Raw genomic sequence first — 16,931 nt, 5'->3', positions numbered from 1 at the left:
TGTCTCCCTTCTATAAAGAAACAGTACCGTATACATATAACGGTACCGTATATTTTAAATGTTTAATTTTTATTTAATTGTAATTGACCTAATAAATTCGTATAATCATTCGCAATTTTGTTAATATCGCCTGCTCCCATAAAAACAATAACTGCATCTTTATAATCTAATAACAAAGATAAATTGTTTTTATGCAAAATTTGGACATCTTTTGTAATTTTATCTGCTAAATCTTGAACAGTAACATCGCCAACTGTTTCTCGTGCAGAGGCAAAAATATCACATAAATAAACTTTATCTGCTGTTGATAAAACATGAGCGAATTGTTCTAAAAGTGCAACGGTACGTGTAAACGTATGTGGCTGAAATACCGCAATCACTTCTTTATCTGGATATTTTTGATGCACAGCATCTAGTGTCGCGGCAATTTCAGATGGATGATGTGCATAGTCGTCAATAATAGTCATACTACCCACAATTTTTTCTGAAAAACGACGTTTTACACCAGAAAATGTTAATAAAGCTTTTGCCACATCTTCTGCTTTAAAACCTTCTAAATAACATAATGAAATCACACCTAATGCATTTAAAACATTGTGCAATCCATACGTTGGAATGTGGAACGTTCCATAAAATTGCTCTTTGACATACACATCAAACTTTGACCCGTCTTGTGCACGTTCAATATTTCTCGCTATAAAATCATTAGTTTCTTTAAATCCATAGTACATGACATTACCTAATGATTTTAAACGTGGTAAATAAGCATCATCGCCACATGCAACGACTATTTTTTTTACTTGCTTGGCAAATGCTTCAAATGCAGAAAATACATCATCAATATTTTTATAATAATCAGGATGATCGAAATCCACATTTGTCATAATGGCATAATCTGGATGATATGCCAAAAAATGACGACGATATTCACATGCTTCTAACACAAAATATTCTGCATCATTTGCTCCAAAACCTGTACCATCTCCAATTAAATAACTTGTTGGTTTCAATGTTTTTAAAACATGAGATAATAATCCAGTTGTAGTTGTTTTTCCATGAGAACCAGTTATCGCAACACTCGTATATTGGTTAATCAAATCTCCCAAAAATGTATGATAACGAATGACTTCCGCTCCATTTTCTCTTGCTTGTACCAATTCTTCATGATCATCCGTATACGCATTTCCAGCAATAACTATATGTTGATTGTCTAAGGTTGCCTGTAAAAAATCATATAACGGAATACGTTGGTCTTCCAATCCTTTTTGTGTGAAGAAATATTCTGTTTTATCACTACCTTGAACTTTTTTCCCTTTTCCATTTAAAACGAGTGCAAGAGCACTCATTCCAGATCCTTTTATCCCCGTGAAATGATAAATTTTCTCTTCAGTCATATATATTCTCTCTTTCTACACGGTTCGATAAATACGCTATATCACGATTTTCTTGCTCTAAAATACCATTTATAGAACGATTTAAACCACGTTTTTGTACTTTTTTTGCTTTTTTATTCACGTCTGGATGACTCTGTGTTTCTTCTTCTAATAATTGTGATAACTTCGACAAATCATGATATAACTGTCGACTATTTTCTGCAAAGAGCAACAAATCTTCCTCTGAAACAGATAAACGCCCATAAAGACTTCTATAATCAACTGGCGTTTTTTTCTCCATACCTTTTAACAAAGACGGCACTTCACTTCTCACAAATGGACGTGATTGACGTTTTTCTAATTGCTTTAATTCGTCGTCACGCTTCTTTTCATATCGTTGTTTTGCTTGTTCATCTCGCACATGCTGAAATGGTTTTGATAGAACGATTTCAGATTTCATTTGACGCTTTTCTAATCTAGGATACCCATTATGGATTAAATAATTTGGAAAATCAATCATTTTCTCCTCCTACACCAAAGGAAAAGGCTGTCCAACTATTCCCTCGTCTAACACTAAAATACCTCTTTTATCAGGTGCATTTGGTAACTGTAATTCCCTAGCAGAACATAACATACCTTGACTGGCAATACCACGTAGTTCTCCGTCCCAAATAATCATGCCACTTGGCATCACTGCTCCAACTTTTGCGACAACTACACGTTGTCCTACTTCTACATTAGGTGCTCCACATACAATTTGTAATGGTTTATCTTGCCCAACAGACACAGTTGTTACATGTAGATGATCTGAATCAGTATGATCAACACATGTATCCACATGTCCTATCACAAATTTAGGTGTATTATCTACGGTAATAGTTTCCCATTGATATTTAGATAATAGCTCATTCAACATCACAACTTGATCATCTCTTAGTAAGACTTGTCCATGCCCTTCAAGTGTCATTTTCTCAGATATATTGAAAATATTATAAGCTACTGTTTCATTTGTTTCTTTGATAAACACACGTGTCACATCGTCTACACGTTCAAAGTCTACTGGTTCATCTGTTTCCTTACGAACTAATAAAAGCGTATCTCCAACATGTTCTTTATTATAAAATGCTAAAAACATCATATTCTCCTTACCCATTCATTCGTTTAATTGTATCAAGTGTACTGCTATCAAATGTTCTCATAATGTGTACGATCATTTCTTTAGCAGCCTCATAATCTTCAATAGCGAAAATTGTTTGATGTGTATGAATATATCTTGCACAAACACCAATCACAGCGCTTGGTATCCCTGTATTCATTTGATGAGCTGCACCAGCATCTGTTCCACCTTTAGAAACAAAGTATTGATATGGAATACCATGTGTTTCAGCCGTATCCAATAAATACTCTTTCATTCCTTTTAACAAAATAAAACCGGGATCTAAAATACGTAATAACGTTCCTTTTCCAAGATGCCCAAATGTACCATTTGTTGTTTGTAAATCATCTGCTGGTGAACAATCTACCGCAAAAAAAACATCCGGTTGGCATAAAACAGTAGACCCTTTTGCACCTCTTAAGCCAACTTCTTCTTGCACATTTGCTCCAGCAATAATGGTACTTTTTAATGTATCATCTTTTACTGTTTGAAGAGCATCTAATAATACAGCACATCCATAACGATTATCCCATGCTTTTGATACAATCCGTTTTTTATTCGCCAATAATTCTGTTTCAACTTTTGGCACAATCGTATCTCCCGGTCTTACACCATAAGCAATTGCTTCATCTTTAGACTCAAATCCGGCATCAAATAAAATATTGTCAATAGAGATATCTCCAGATTGGTTTGTACCTCTTAATAAATGCGGAGGAACTGATGAAGAAACACAGGTATAATCACCTTGTTTTGTTTGCAGTGTAAAGCGTTGTGCAGAAACAACATAAGGATTCCAACCTCCCAAAGATGTCACTTTAAACAAACCTCTATCTGTAATATGTGTCACCATAAAACCTACTTCATCCATGTGCGCAGCAAACATCACTCTAGGAGCCTGTTTATCTTGATGTTCTCTCACACCAAAAACACCACCTAGACCATCTTGTTCGATTTTATCTACTAATGGTGCAAGTTGTGTTTTCATATATTCTCTAACATTATGTTCAAATCCACTTGTTGCTTGTAATTCGGTTAATTGTTTAATGCGTTTAAACGTTTCTTCATTTATCATAAACTATTATCACTTTCTTTTTTTGTATCTATAATCATACCATATTTTATGTATGAAAAAAAGTATCCTAGACGATATCCTATTGAATATGAAAAAACCATAGAATAATCTCTATGGTCTGTTCTTCATATTTATCCTACCAACTCTTTAGCAACCTCTAAAGCTTTTTCATAGTCTGGTTCTTGTGTCATTTTAGGCACAATTTCTATATATGCCAAACGTCCTTCTTTATCAATGACAAATACAGAACGTGCCAACACGTCTAATTCATCCATAACAATACCATACGCCATACCAAAGTTTTTTTCAATATCTGGTAACATAATCATATCGACACCTTTTGATGCACACCAATTATTAAATTCTTCTGGTGTATTTTTCGCAACTGTAACGAGTGTAACATCGTTTAATTCACTAACTTGTTTATTAAATGCTCTTGTTTGCATGTCACAAACCGGTGTATTGATATTTGGAATAACACTAATAATCGTCACTTTTCCTTTTAATTGTTCTAAAGAAATAGCATCACCTTTACTTGTCACGCCATTAAAATTAGGAGCCATTTCGTGAAGTATTGGTTGTTCTCCTAATAATAAATATTTTTTCAATAATCTTGTTACATACATATTTGATAACTTCCTTTCTTTGTCACCTTTTTAATTTATTATACTCCAAAACATTAGATTTTTGTGATAAACTTTGTTAAAATAAATCAACATCTTTATTAGAAAGGGGCAATTCATGAAACAATTACTCGTTGTAAATGATTTATCCTGTCTTGGAAAAGTGGCGATTTCTGTTACGCTACCTATCTTAGCAACAACGCAGATTGAAACGCATTTATTACCTACGGTTTTACTTTCTGCACATACAGGATTTCCAAATGTTTATAAACACATATTAACATCAGATTTAGAAGACATTTTACATCACTGGAAAAAAAATATCGACTTAACTTTTGATGCTATTCTAACTGGTTATTTTGGTCATAAAGAACAAGTCAAACTATTTTTAGACCATTTACCAGATACAGACTTACTAATTGTAGATCCCGTTATGGCAGATAATGGTAAATTGTACAGTGGATTTCCACATGATTATCCAATGGTATTGAAATCGTTATGCGATAAAGCAGATATTATTTTACCCAATTTAACAGAAGCTTGTCTATTATTGAATAAACCAATTCCTGACCAATATACACAAGAGGATATTTTAAATATTTTACATGCTCTATCCAATGAAAAAACACAAACTGTGATTTTAACAGGTATCTCCTTTGAACAAGGTAAAATCGGTGTTGCCTATTTACATCACGGCGTATATGGATACTGCGATACAAAGTATATCCCACATTATTTTTCAGGAACTGGAGATATTTGCTCAGCACTAATAAGCTCATTACTAATTCAACATATCCCTATTCATCAAGCTGTACAAACGACACTCGATTTCATTATTGCCTGCTTAGATGATACACTATCTTCAAAAAAAAATACACTTTATGGTATCGTCTTTGAAAAACAACTACCAAATTTATCTAAACATATACAATTACTGAAAGGATACTCGCATGAAAAATAAAGAATTTAAACAACTTATTTTAACAGCTTTATTCGCTGCTATTATTTTTATTGGTACTTATTTATTTAGAATTGAAATTGCTCCAAAAGTCATGGTGCACTTAGGAAATGCTCTTGTTGTAGTGACATTTTTTATTCTTGGAACAAAAAGTGCTATGATTGCTGCATCTGTTGGTTTTGGTATTTTCGACTTATTAAGTGGCTATGCCAACTCTGTTGTCTTTACAGTCCTAGAATCTTTAATTGTTGTTGCTGTATTGGGTATTTGTTATCGTCAACTTCACCAAAAAGACACATTAACAAATGTAACACTACTAGCTTTTATTGCAGGCTTAACTAAAATCATTGTGATTTTCACTCGAAAATATATCACAAATGCCTTTATTATCGGAAATGGAACGACGTTTATCGCCACACTTATCGGTATGACCAATACATTCATTACCTCAACCATTACAGCAATTATTGCACCTATTCTATATTTTTCTATGAAAAAATATATTGTCCCTTTAATGAAAAAATAAGAAAAAACACCAATTATTTCATAAAATAATTGGTGTTTTTTCGTATGGTTATAGGATAGGGAAAGATACGCCCTATAGATATACAGAAAACATTCCTTACTTTTTATTTTTATATCATACCCTCTATTTAACCAACTATTCGTTTAAAACTCAATAACTTATATAAAACGATATAACAACTATTTATAAAATATCCCCTTCTCAAAATAAATAAAAATACTGGAGTGTTTTCTGTATGATAATTATACAACTTAAAGAAAAATGTGTAAATGCACCCTACCCCCATTACAATCATATTTCTAACAATAAATCCACATATAATAAATGTTTTTTTATGCGTTCTAAAAACCAAAAATACTATTTATAACAATTCTTTGATAGGCTATAAATTTTATCCTAATATCACAAAACCAGAGTGAACTATCGGTTCACTCTGGTTTTCTGTTTTATTTTAATTCATCTGTTAAACGGTATAATTCATCAACTAAATGTCCAACATAAGCAATCGCTTCTTTTAATGGTTGTTCTGTTGATACATCACAACCACCTAATTGGCTTAATTCAAGTGCAGACATGCTGCTACCTTTTGTTAGTGTGTTTAACCATGCATCTACTTGACTTTGTTCATTCATTTTATTGGCAACAGCTGTTCCAATTGTTAAACCTGCTGAGTAAGTGTATGGGTATAATCCCATGTAATAATGTGGTTGACGCATCCATGTTAATTCAGCACCTTCATTAACAACAAGACTATCACCAAAAAATTCTTCTAAAACCTCTCTCTTGATTTGATTTAATACATCTGCTGTTAGCATATCGTTATTGTCAACTTTTTTGTATACACGATCTTGGTATACAGCTTCTAAGTAGTGCGTTACCATATTGTGAAAATATGTACGACTAATCATATTACTAATAACCCATCGTTTAAAGCGTGCATCTGTACTTGTACTTAATAGATAATTCGATACAATAACTTCATTACATGTTGATGGTGCCTCAACAAAATATAATGGACAATCAAAATTTAAAATAGATTGGTGTTTACCAGTGGACATGAAGTGATATGCATGTCCTAATTCATGTGCTAAGACAAATACTTCATTCATTTTACCTGTCCATGATAATAGAATGAATGCTGCCACATCTTTAACAGTTGCACAAAATCCACCCGTACTTTTTCCAATATTTTGTGGGAAATCTGTCCAACGTTTATCATAGCTCTCATCAATCATCGCCACATAGTCTTGTCCTAAAAGGCCTAATGCTTTTTTCAAATAATCACGAGATTCTTCGATTGTCATATCTACTTCAAATTCTGGGTCTAAATTGATTTTACAATCAGCAAATTGCATATCAGAAATACCATGTTCTCTTGCTAAAAGTTTAATATAACGACGAATATGTGGTGCTAATTCTTGCATAATGACACGAATTTGTCTGTCATATAAATCACGATTTCCATCTTGTTTATCTAATAAATAGTCAATCACACTTTCATAACCACGAGCTGTTGCCAACATTTTTTCACGTTTAATATGTGAAATATATTCATTGGCTGTTGTATTTTGATACGCACGCAATGTTTTATAGAAACTTTTTGCTGCTTGGCGACGCACAGATGTGTTATTATCCATTTCATGTAAGTTTTCATATAAAACATAACTATTCTCGTATGTTTTTCCGTCTACTTCAAACGAATCAAATTGCATATCTTCAAATTTTGTCACTTCGTATAAGTTATAAAAGGACGGTAGACTTTCATAACTTGCAATGATTTGTTCAACATCTTTAGACAATGTATGTTTTTTTGCACGTTTAATTTTTTCAAAGAAATACGCTAAATCTGAACGTTTTTCAGCAACAAATGTATCTAATATATCGTCATTTAATCCAGATAATTCTGTTTCAAAGAAACTTGTATAGGCTGCAAATTTAGAAGCAACTGCTTCAAATAATGTGGCATTTTCCACAACAGTATCATTGAAACGGTCTACTGTCATTGGTAATTCCGCATAGTGAGATAAGCGATAAAGTTTTTCAAGCAACACTTCGTACGCTTTCACACCTAAGTCCATTTGTTCGATTGTGTTTAATGTATTTTCAAATGTTTCTTTAAATGTTTCAATATCTTTCTCAAATGTTTTTAACTCTGTTCGAAAGGCTTCATCTGTTTGATACAACAAGCTCATATCCCATGTATGTGCTTGGTTAACATCTTTTCTATCTACTAGTTTCATACTTTTTCCTCCAAAAATTAAGATAGCTTTATTATATCATAAATCGCAAAAATACGATTGCATAGACTTTTCTTTTTTGTTTTTCATGAAAGTAATGGTTTAAATAACGGTTTTGATGTACATAAAAATGCACTTTTGACATAAATCCTTTAAAAGACAGCATATTCTATAGTACATTCATTAGGAGATAAGATACCCTTTTTTTCTTGTGTTGAAAAAACTGACGTGCATTCTAAAGCAATTTGATTTTCACTTAAATTAAAATAACCTTTTAGCATACGTTTTCCACATGTTCGTGTTATCGTCACAAGATGATGTTCACATGTAAGCTGAACATCTCCTGTTCCTAATACATCAGCGTAACTCTTTCTAAAGTGAATTAACTGTTTGGTAAAATTCAACATTTTTTTATCCTGTTTGGCTGTATCCCACCACATTGGCTTACGACAATCTGGATCTCCTTCCCCCGTCATTCCTACTTCTGTACCATAATACAAACATGGTGTCCCAAATTGCATAAACATAAATGCCAAAGCACACATCACGCGCTTTTTATCTCCTTTTGCTACAGTTAATACACGAGGTGTATCATGGGAATCTAATAAGTTGAACATCACTTCATTTGTCTGTTGGCGGTACATCATCATTTGCTCTTGAAGTTGACTTATCATCTCTTCTGGTGCTATTTTTTTAGTGAGAATACCTTCTTTAATGCTATCTGTAAAAGCATAATTCATCACAGCATGAAATTCATCACCATTTAACCACGCTTGAGCAGAGTGCCAAATTTCTCCTAAAATATAAAAATCTTCATTTAAGGCAACTGCTTCTTCATAAAATTTCTTCCAAAAATGATGATCTACTTCATTGGCAACATCTAATCGCCATGCATCAATGTGAAACTCACGAATCCAATATGTTGCGATATCTAATAAGTATTTTTGTACCTCTTCATTAGCTGTATTTAACTTTGGCATATTGGCACTAAAAGAAAAGGTATCATACTCTAAATCTTTTGTATTTTCAATATCTATAATTTCTGTTTGTCCAACTGGAAATCGTAAAATATGAAACCAATTTTTATATTTAGAGTGTTCTTGATGCGTTAAAACATCTTGCCATTGTTTTGAGTGATGACCGAGATGATTAAAAACTGCATCTAGCATAATTTTCATTCCTTTTTGATGAGCAGTATCAACCAATGTTTTAAACAAAGATTTATCACCAAAATGTCTATCAATTTGCATATAATCAATAGTGTCATATTTATGATTGGTACTCGCTTCAAAAATCGGACAAAAATATAATCCGTTGACACCAAGTTCTTCTAAATAGTCTAGGTTATCCAAAACACCTTGTAAATCCCCACCAAAAAAATCGGTACGACTAGGGTGTTCTTTACTATCCCAAGATAGCACATTTTGAGGAGATAAATCAGGATTACCATTGGCAAAACGTTCTGGAAAAATTTGATACCAAACCGTTTCCTTTACCCACTGAGGTGTTTTAACCATGTCTTTTTCATGAAAATAAGGCAATCTGAAATAATGAGAAATCGTTTGTAATCCTTTATCAGAATAAATATTCACACCTTTATCACTATAAATGTACCGTGTATCATTCACAGAAGTCACAACAAATAAATATGCTAAACGTCTATGAGGGGCACATACACTGACTTGAAAATAATCATATAACTTAGTAGAAGCTATTTTTCTCATAGATTTATTTTGTAATGCATCAATCGTTTCACTCATTAAATACGGATCTCCATAAAAAATCACGATATCTTTAACATCATCTTTTTTGGCTCTAAAACGTATGTGCATGGTATCTTTTGTATATAAATAAGCATATTCACTTTCTGGTCTATGATATAAAGATGCTAATTCCATTCTTTTTTCCTCTCTCAGTCATTTTCTAGCATTTTCTAATAATTTATCTAACTGTAATTGACTTGTATCTGATACGATATAATCTGCTTCTTTTAATACAATGAAATCCCCAATGCCAACAGCAAACATCCCTGCACGATGTATCGCTTCTATACCTGCTTGTGCATCTTCTAATCCAATACACTCACTTGGCTGCAATCCAAGCATATCTGCACCTTTCATATAAATTTCTGGATTTGGTTTACCATGTATTAAAGACGAAGGGTCAACAATGACATCAAAATAGGACTGCACACCCAAACGATTTAAAATCATCGGCCCATTTTTACTAGCAGATGCCAATGCTATTTTTAATTGTCTTTGTTTTGCCTCTTTTAATAAATCGCGAATACCTGGTAGAACATCTTTTTCTGTCATCTTCTCAACAAAAGATAAATAATGTATATTCTTTTTATCGGCTAATATTTCCTTTTGTTTTTGTGTATACTGCTCCGACTGATGACCGTGCTCTAAAATTAATTCAAGAGATTCCATACGACTAATTCCTTTTAATCGCTCATTAAATGCTCTATCAAATGGAATGCCTAAGTCTTGCCCTAATGCTTTCCACGCTTGATAATGATATTCTGCACTATCTGTAATGACACCATCTAAATCAAAAATAAGTCCTTTTATCATTGTACTTCCCTTTCTTTAACAAACTACAATAAAATACGTATAGTATCTTCTAATCGAACGATTTCATTTTTTATACAAATAGATAGCGCATCTCCTTTAACACGTTTAACAGTAATGTACTCTTTATCCACAGAAATGTGTAATAATCGTTGTCTAAAGTTAATGTTAAAACAATAGCCTTGCCAATTTTTCGGAACAAAAGGATGAAAACTTAACATGTTCTTATATACACGCATACCAGCAAAGCCTTGTACAATGGATAACCAACTACCGCTCATAGACGTAATATGTAACCCATCTTCTGTATCATGATTATAATTGTCTAAATCTAAGCGTGCTGTACGTGCATATAATTCAACAGCTTTATTCTCTTTGCCTAATTCAGCAGCTAAAATAGCATGGACACATGGAGAAAGCGATGATTCATGTACCGTTAAAGGTTCATAAAAATTAAAATGACGCTCTTTCTCCTCAAATGTATATGTATCATTAAAGAAATAAATACTTTGTAAAACATCTGCTTGTTTAATATATGGCGAACGTAAAATTTTATCCCATGACCATTTTTGATTGAGAGGTCTATCTTCTGGTTTCAATTCAGAAACTGGCGTTAAATCTTTATCTAAAAATGTATCGTGTTGGATATAAATACCCAATGTTTCGTCATAAGGTAAATACATACGATTGACAATATCCTGCCATTTATTCATTTCTTCTTTCGTCAATGCTAATGCGTTGTATTTATCTTGTGTCAACTGATTTATTGTTTCTAGTGTATACGACAAGGTCCACTTCGCTATATTATTTGTATGATAGTTATTATTCACATTATTTTCGTACTCATTTGGACCTGTCACACCATGTATCATATATTGTTCATGCCGTTTTGAATAATGTACTCTATCCGCCCAAAATCTTGAAATACCAACTAAAACATCAATTCCTTTATTCAATAAATATTGTGTGTTTCCTGTATAATTGGTGTAGTTATAAATTGCCCAAGCAATAGCTCCATTACGATGAATTTCTTCAAATGTAATTTCCCACTCGTTATGACACTCTATTCCGGTAAATGTTACCATTGGATACAACGCACCTTGTAGTCCTTGTTGTGCAGCATTATGATACGCTCCGTCTAATTGGTTGTAACGATACACTAATAATTCTTCTGTTACACGCTCATCTGCTACTGATAAATACATCGGCATAATATAGGCTTCTGTATCCCAATAAGTAGCCCCTCCATATTTTTCTCCAGTAAATCCTTTTGGACCAATATTCAATCGTGAATCTTCTCCATAATAAGTTGAAAATAGTTGAAAAATATTAAAACGAATGCCTTGTTGTGCCTCATCATCTCCAAAAATTTGCACATCTGCTTTTTCCCAACGTTTTTTCCATGCTTGTTCATGTTCTTGTTTTAATACATTGTATCCTTTTCGGCTTGCCTTTTCTAAAATAGCCTGAGATACATCTAGCTGATTTTCTTCGGCAACATCTCGACTTGTTACAACTGACACATATTTTATCAACTTTAATGTATTTCCAGTATGCAACATACCTCGCCATATCTCATGTGCAGAAAAATCAGTCGCATCATATTCTGTCGCAAAAGAGGTAGACCATTCATTTTTCATCGCTGTTAAAACTGTAAAACGAGGTACTTCAAATGGATTATGCGTTGTTTTCGTTTGAAGATATAATGGCTCGACACCATAAGAAACACTTTCCCAAAAATGTTCATCATAATTGCTGTCTTCATTACATACATCACCTACTAATTTAGATGCTATATCTATGTTTACATTATCTGATAATACCTCTATATTTAGAGAAATAAGTGCCAATTCTTGTTGCACAATACTCAAAAAACGTTCAAATGAAAACCGTACTTTTGCATCCTCTCTTATTAGCGTAAATGAACGTGTTAATACACCATTTTTCATATTTAAATCTAAACTAAAATCTTCAATAGTATCCACTGCTAAATCCAAAGGCTTACCATTAATACTAATATCTATAGCTAAAAAATTTGTTGCATTAATGACTTTCCCAAAATATTGCGGATACCCATTTTTCCACCAACCAACACGTGTTTTATCTGGATACCACACACCAGCTATATAAGTTCCTAAATGCGTATCTCCTGAATACCCCTCTTCAAAAAAACCTCGCATACCCATATAACCATTTCCAATAGACGTCAAACTTTCTTGTAGACGTTTATCTTCTTTTTCTAATTTATTTGAAATAATATGCCATTGATCAATATCAAATAATCGTTTCATGATACAATCCTCCTTACAACGCTTTCAATCTCTATTATGCCATATATCTTTGCCTATACAAGTGTTTTTATTGTATTACAGATAATATTTTTATGGATTGATAAAAAACAACTAATATAAAGGCTACCTTTTGTAACTATCAAAACATGTCTTAAACTTGAAGCGTATCATAAGAAGATTTACTATAAAATAAAAACATCAAAAAACAGTCATATCAAGGGATTAAACCTTTTAGAATAACTATCTTTTCATCGATGTTATTCCTGTATAGCTATATAGAAAAAGCAGTATTGTATCTGTTTAGTTATTTCTTTGATATACACAGTAATTTAGATTATAACAAATTTTATTTATACTTCCTTTATACTAAAAAGAGTGAACTAGTCGCTGCTAGTTCACTCTTTTTAACTCGATATATTATCAACGCATCATTTGGGTTTATAAAACATTCGATTATCTAAACCATAGATTTTATCAGAATATTGCCCTGCTTCTGTTTTCTCTAAAGCATTTGTCATCATATTTAATGTTGCATCTAACATATCCAAATGATGTAATACTTCTGCTTCTAGTATTTTAGGTACAACTGGAGAGCCGTATTCTAATTTACCATGATGCGATAATACAATATGTTTTAATAATAGAACACTTTCTTTTTTATCATCAATATTTAACTCAATACACGCTTTTGTAATTTCATCTGACATAATGACAATATGCCCAATCAAATTTCCTTCTAATGTATAGTCTGTTCCAACACTACCTGATAATTCAACAACTTTACCAATATCATGTAGGACAACACCTGCTGCTAATAATGATAAATTAATTTCTGGGTACTGTTCTGATACAGATTTTGCCAATCGAAGCATAGACAAAGTGTGGTAGCTCAATCCCCCGACTAAAGCATGATGATGTCTTTTAGCAGCCGGGTATTCATAAAATACTTGCTTATATTTTTGATAAATATAGCGTACAATACGTGCCATAATAGCGTCTTCTATCCAACACAAAGCCACATTCATTTCTTCTTCTATTTCTAACACATCCATAGGGGCTCTTTCCATAAAATGCTCCACGCGAGCATTTTCTACTAGTTTTAAACTTGTTATTTTTATTTGGGGGGTATTTTTATAGACATCACGTTGTCCTATCAATAAAACAACTTTACCCACTTGAAATGCCTCAATATCTTCTTTTGATGCTCCCCAAAATTTTGCATCCATTTGTCCACTTTTATCTTGAAAGGTAAAAGCTATGTATTCTTTATCCATTTTGGTTAAACGAACATCTGCCGCTTTAATCAAAACAGGTAAATTCATGTCTTCCCCAACAACATAATCATATAATTTTTTCGTCATCACACACTCCTCCCATCTATGCGTGTAATCTTTCTATTTGTACCTTTTCTTTTAATTGATTTTCTATATCTGTATCAAATGTGAAATACAAGACTTGATTTGTTTTTGACAAATCTTCTAATAACTCGTATACAACAGTCAATCTTGTTTTATCAAAATTCACAAAACTATCATCAATCAAAACAGGTAAGGATAAGCGGCTTGAAATATATCGAATAAAAGCAAATCGTAGAGAAACATATAATTGTTCCAAAGTTCCTTGCGATAATTCATGTAATAAATAAACATCGCTATTTGCCTTAACCACTCGAATTGTTTCTTTATCAAAGGTTAATGCAACATAACGTTGATGTGTCAGCTTTGCAAATAGTTTCGAAGCTTCAACTAATAAATCATCTAAATGTCCCGAAGTACCAACACTCAACAACATTTCAATGAATCTTGCTGACAACAAATAACTTCCAACCTCACTCATCAAGTCATACACCTCGTCTTTTAACGATGTATATTCTTGTAAAACTTGTGTGTACTCCCCATCCTTTTCTAATCGCTTCATGCTCTCCTCAACAGATGCCAACTGTTTATAAACATCAGCTTGCTGACGTATTATGTCGTTTAAATATACCTGTTTTTGTTGGAGATTTTCTTCAATAGCTTGTTTATCTGCATAGACACTTAAATCCACCGTCGAAGATTGTAATTGCTCTTGTAAAAGTACTTGTCTATCTAAAAAACGTTTTGCTTTTTCATACAACATGACTTTTTCATAAAAACTTGCTGTATCTTTTACACCTACTTCATCCAATAAATGCTGACGATTCGTTTTTAAAAGTGTGATTTCTTGATTTAAAGTTGCTATATCATAAGCTAATTGCTTTTGTTGTTCTGATTTTTGATGCTCTTTTGCAACGACAATATTCATTGTATCAACATATTTTTTAAAATTTGTTAATACTTGTCTTAAATGCGACACATCATCTAAATCTGTTTCGAGTAATGGATACTGTTGTTCATAAAATGAAAAAGAAGCTAACCATTTTTGAACTTGTTGATGATACATATCTTGTTGAGCTTGAATATTCTCAAGAGAATGTTTTAAGTCATATGCATAGTCAAGAGATTTTAACTGCTTCAAAGAAAGTACTTCAGGTATAGCATAGGCTTGTTTAAATGATATAGCTTTATTCTCAAAGATTTGTTGTTTATCTTGCAATAAACGCAATTCATTCTGTAAATCTTTTAAAGCTGTTACCTCTATATTTAGACGCTGTTCTTCTTCTTTTATTTGTTCGTTAATATAGTATTTTTTTGTATCCTGCTCTTTTTTTGCTTGATAATAATGCCGTTGCTCTACCGCAAAATATGCTATTAGTCCACTACTTAAAACGGCTACTAATATACCAATATAAACAGGCATAAAAACAAAGGCAATTATACTCAAAATATATCCAAACAAAGCACTTATCCACCATATCGCACTTGGTTTTTCTTGTTTCAGTCTAGAAATAGGTGATTTTCTAAGTTGTTCTAGTCGATCTTGTTTATCTAACAAACGTTGTTTAAGAGTTTTTATTTGTTCTTCTAAAGGGATTCTTTCTTGTGAAATAGCTTCCTCTTCTTGACACAGCATTTCAAATGTATCATCTTTTTGGTAAGCCTCATTTGGTAGTCTATCTATATCAAAACGTTGACATTCTAATAACAAAGCATCTTCTTTCACACTTTTTTCATAATCAGACTTTAATAATACTTGCATAAACTGTTCAATTTTTGGCAATAATTGAATGGTCTGTTTAATCAAATGTGCCTGTTCTTTGTACCAAGTTAAATCAACTTCTTGTGTTGCACTCACTGTACGTTGTTTTAATGTCCCAAGCTGTTTATCATAATAAGCGATTTGTTCATCAATCTTCTGCAATGTTTCTTTCGCATGCTCCGGTATCGAAACTGATTTAAACTGTCCATATTCTAATTCTATTTGTTGAGATTCTACTAATATGCCATATAGTGCAAGTCCTTTTTCAATGGATTGAATATCTTGTTTCAATGCTGTTTCTTTTTGAAATAATTCTTCTTTAGAAGATAAAACGTCTTGTCTATCCGCTAATAATTGTGCATAGGTTTCTTGTTGATTTTGTAAATATTGTAATTTTTCATCTAGTTTTTTCAATAATGTTAATTTTTGATTGAGTAATGGATTGCTTCCAGATTGTTTATACAATCCTTGTGCTTTAGATAGCCACATATCTCTTAATTGATACAATGTATCACTACCACTTGTACCAATCGTTAAAAAATAACGATTTAAATCATTGGCATCTACTTTTGTCAACTCTTGTAAATGAGATAATTGTAGTGCATAAAAACTATCATAAATATCTTGTGTGACATTCCCTAATATATCATCTAATACATTATCTGGAAGTGTATCACCTTTTTCATTTTTTATTGTTAATATGCCACTGGCTGAACCTTTTAACTGTCTAACTCGTTCAACAATAACCGTTCCATATTGGGTATCTTCTAGTACAATTTGTCCACCATATTGCGTATCTGTTTTTGGAATATATTGGTTAATATCCTTTTTACGTGCTGTTGGAAATCCAAATAAAATACTCTTAATAAACGATTGTAAAGTGGACTTACCCGCTTCATTATGACCTGTAAAAACCACCAAATCTTCCGTTAAATCAATGATTTTATTACTCCATTTCCCATATCCATATATATGTAATTTTGACAGACGCATGAATTACCTCCT

The 16,931-nt window shown here is 32.4% G+C and carries 13 protein-coding genes; 2 read left to right on the top strand and 11 right to left on the bottom strand.

Annotated features, from left to right (window positions below):
* Positions 1-62: 62 nt before the first annotated feature.
* The 5 genes from H1220_03330 to tpx all read right to left on the bottom strand — a co-directional run bounded on the left by H1220_03330 (position 63) and on the right by tpx (position 4,227).
* A complete protein-coding gene (locus H1220_03330) occupies positions 63-1,394 on the bottom strand; it encodes a UDP-N-acetylmuramate--L-alanine ligase (GenBank protein ID QMI86394.1) in 1,332 nt (443 codons plus the stop codon).
* On the bottom strand, positions 1,387-1,893 hold the full coding sequence (locus H1220_03325) for a hypothetical protein (GenBank protein QMI86393.1): 507 nt from the start codon (positions 1,891-1,893) through the stop codon (positions 1,387-1,389). The genes H1220_03330 and H1220_03325 overlap by 8 nt, the downstream gene beginning before the upstream one ends.
* A 9-nt stretch (positions 1,894-1,902) precedes the next feature.
* Positions 1,903-2,511 (bottom strand): DUF4479 and tRNA-binding domain-containing protein, encoded by a 609-nt coding sequence (locus H1220_03320; GenBank protein ID QMI86392.1) that lies wholly within the window; start codon positions 2,509-2,511, stop codon positions 1,903-1,905.
* Between the two features lie 7 nt (positions 2,512-2,518).
* Entirely contained in the window at positions 2,519-3,601 is a 1,083-nt protein-coding gene (gene pepA / locus H1220_03315; GenBank protein QMI86391.1) for a glutamyl aminopeptidase, read from the bottom strand.
* A 131-nt stretch (positions 3,602-3,732) separates the two neighbouring features.
* The gene (tpx, locus tag H1220_03310) at positions 3,733-4,227 is read right to left on the bottom strand and encodes a thiol peroxidase (GenBank protein ID QMI86390.1); all 495 of its coding nucleotides are present in this window, start codon (positions 4,225-4,227) and stop codon (positions 3,733-3,735) included.
* A 115-nt stretch (positions 4,228-4,342) separates the two neighbouring features.
* On the opposite strand from tpx, the gene H1220_03305 reads away from it, so the two are divergent.
* Together H1220_03305 and H1220_03300 are read left to right on the top strand one after the other, a co-directional pair.
* The gene (locus tag H1220_03305; GenBank protein QMI86389.1) at positions 4,343-5,185 is read left to right on the top strand and encodes a pyridoxamine kinase; all 843 of its coding nucleotides are present in this window, start codon (positions 4,343-4,345) and stop codon (positions 5,183-5,185) included.
* Entirely contained in the window at positions 5,175-5,708 is a 534-nt protein-coding gene (locus H1220_03300; GenBank protein ID QMI86388.1) for an ECF transporter S component, read from the top strand. Before H1220_03305 ends, H1220_03300 begins: the two co-directional genes overlap by 11 nt.
* A 446-nt stretch (positions 5,709-6,154) precedes the next feature.
* Here the strand turns inward: H1220_03300 and pepF are convergent, their stop codons facing one another.
* The 6 genes from pepF to H1220_03270 all read right to left on the bottom strand — a co-directional run bounded on the left by pepF (position 6,155) and on the right by H1220_03270 (position 16,919).
* Positions 6,155-7,948 (bottom strand): oligoendopeptidase F, encoded by a 1,794-nt coding sequence (pepF, locus tag H1220_03295; GenBank protein ID QMI86387.1) that lies wholly within the window; start codon positions 7,946-7,948, stop codon positions 6,155-6,157.
* A 149-nt stretch (positions 7,949-8,097) separates the two neighbouring features.
* Positions 8,098-9,843, bottom strand: coding sequence for an alpha-glycosidase (locus H1220_03290; protein ID QMI86386.1), 1,746 nt, complete (start codon positions 9,841-9,843; stop codon positions 8,098-8,100).
* A gap of 18 nt (positions 9,844-9,861) precedes the next feature.
* Positions 9,862-10,521, bottom strand: coding sequence for a beta-phosphoglucomutase (pgmB, locus tag H1220_03285; GenBank protein ID QMI86385.1), 660 nt, complete (start codon positions 10,519-10,521; stop codon positions 9,862-9,864).
* A gap of 23 nt (positions 10,522-10,544) precedes the next feature.
* The gene (locus H1220_03280; GenBank protein QMI86384.1) at positions 10,545-12,809 is read right to left on the bottom strand and encodes a glycoside hydrolase family 65 protein; all 2,265 of its coding nucleotides are present in this window, start codon (positions 12,807-12,809) and stop codon (positions 10,545-10,547) included.
* 428 nt (positions 12,810-13,237) lie between these two features.
* Complete coding sequence (locus tag H1220_03275) at positions 13,238-14,170, bottom strand: HD domain-containing protein (protein QMI86383.1); 933 nt, start codon at positions 14,168-14,170, stop codon at positions 13,238-13,240.
* Between the two features lie 16 nt (positions 14,171-14,186).
* The gene (locus H1220_03270) at positions 14,187-16,919 is read right to left on the bottom strand and encodes an AAA family ATPase (protein QMI86382.1); all 2,733 of its coding nucleotides are present in this window, start codon (positions 16,917-16,919) and stop codon (positions 14,187-14,189) included.
* Positions 16,920-16,931 lie beyond the last annotated feature (12 nt).

It is taken from the genome of Carnobacteriaceae bacterium zg-84 (assembly GCA_013874835.1).
In the GTDB taxonomy this organism is placed as follows: Bacteria; Bacillota; Bacilli; order Lactobacillales; family Aerococcaceae; genus WM01.
The sequence above is the reverse complement of the archived record's forward strand: the minus strand, read 5'-3'. Positions and strand labels throughout refer to the sequence as shown.

Coding starts and splice junctions, on each gene's coding strand:
- H1220_03330 (QMI86394.1), bottom strand. CDS start 1,394: ATGACTGAAGAGAAAATTTATCATTTCACGGGGATAAAAGGATCTGGA.
- H1220_03325 (QMI86393.1), bottom strand. CDS start 1,893: ATGATTGATTTTCCAAATTATTTAATCCATAATGGGTATCCTAGATTA.
- H1220_03320 (QMI86392.1), bottom strand. CDS start 2,511: ATGATGTTTTTAGCATTTTATAATAAAGAACATGTTGGAGATACGCTT.
- pepA (QMI86391.1), bottom strand. CDS start 3,601: ATGATAAATGAAGAAACGTTTAAACGCATTAAACAATTAACCGAATTA.
- tpx (QMI86390.1), bottom strand. CDS start 4,227: ATGTATGTAACAAGATTATTGAAAAAATATTTATTATTAGGAGAACAA.
- H1220_03305 (QMI86389.1), top strand. CDS start 4,343: ATGAAACAATTACTCGTTGTAAATGATTTATCCTGTCTTGGAAAAGTG.
- H1220_03300 (QMI86388.1), top strand. CDS start 5,175: ATGAAAAATAAAGAATTTAAACAACTTATTTTAACAGCTTTATTCGCT.
- pepF (QMI86387.1), bottom strand. CDS start 7,948: ATGAAACTAGTAGATAGAAAAGATGTTAACCAAGCACATACATGGGAT.
- H1220_03290 (QMI86386.1), bottom strand. CDS start 9,843: ATGGAATTAGCATCTTTATATCATAGACCAGAAAGTGAATATGCTTAT.
- pgmB (QMI86385.1), bottom strand. CDS start 10,521: ATGATAAAAGGACTTATTTTTGATTTAGATGGTGTCATTACAGATAGT.
- H1220_03280 (QMI86384.1), bottom strand. CDS start 12,809: ATGAAACGATTATTTGATATTGATCAATGGCATATTATTTCAAATAAA.
- H1220_03275 (QMI86383.1), bottom strand. CDS start 14,170: ATGACGAAAAAATTATATGATTATGTTGTTGGGGAAGACATGAATTTA.
- H1220_03270 (QMI86382.1), bottom strand. CDS start 16,919: ATGCGTCTGTCAAAATTACATATATATGGATATGGGAAATGGAGTAAT.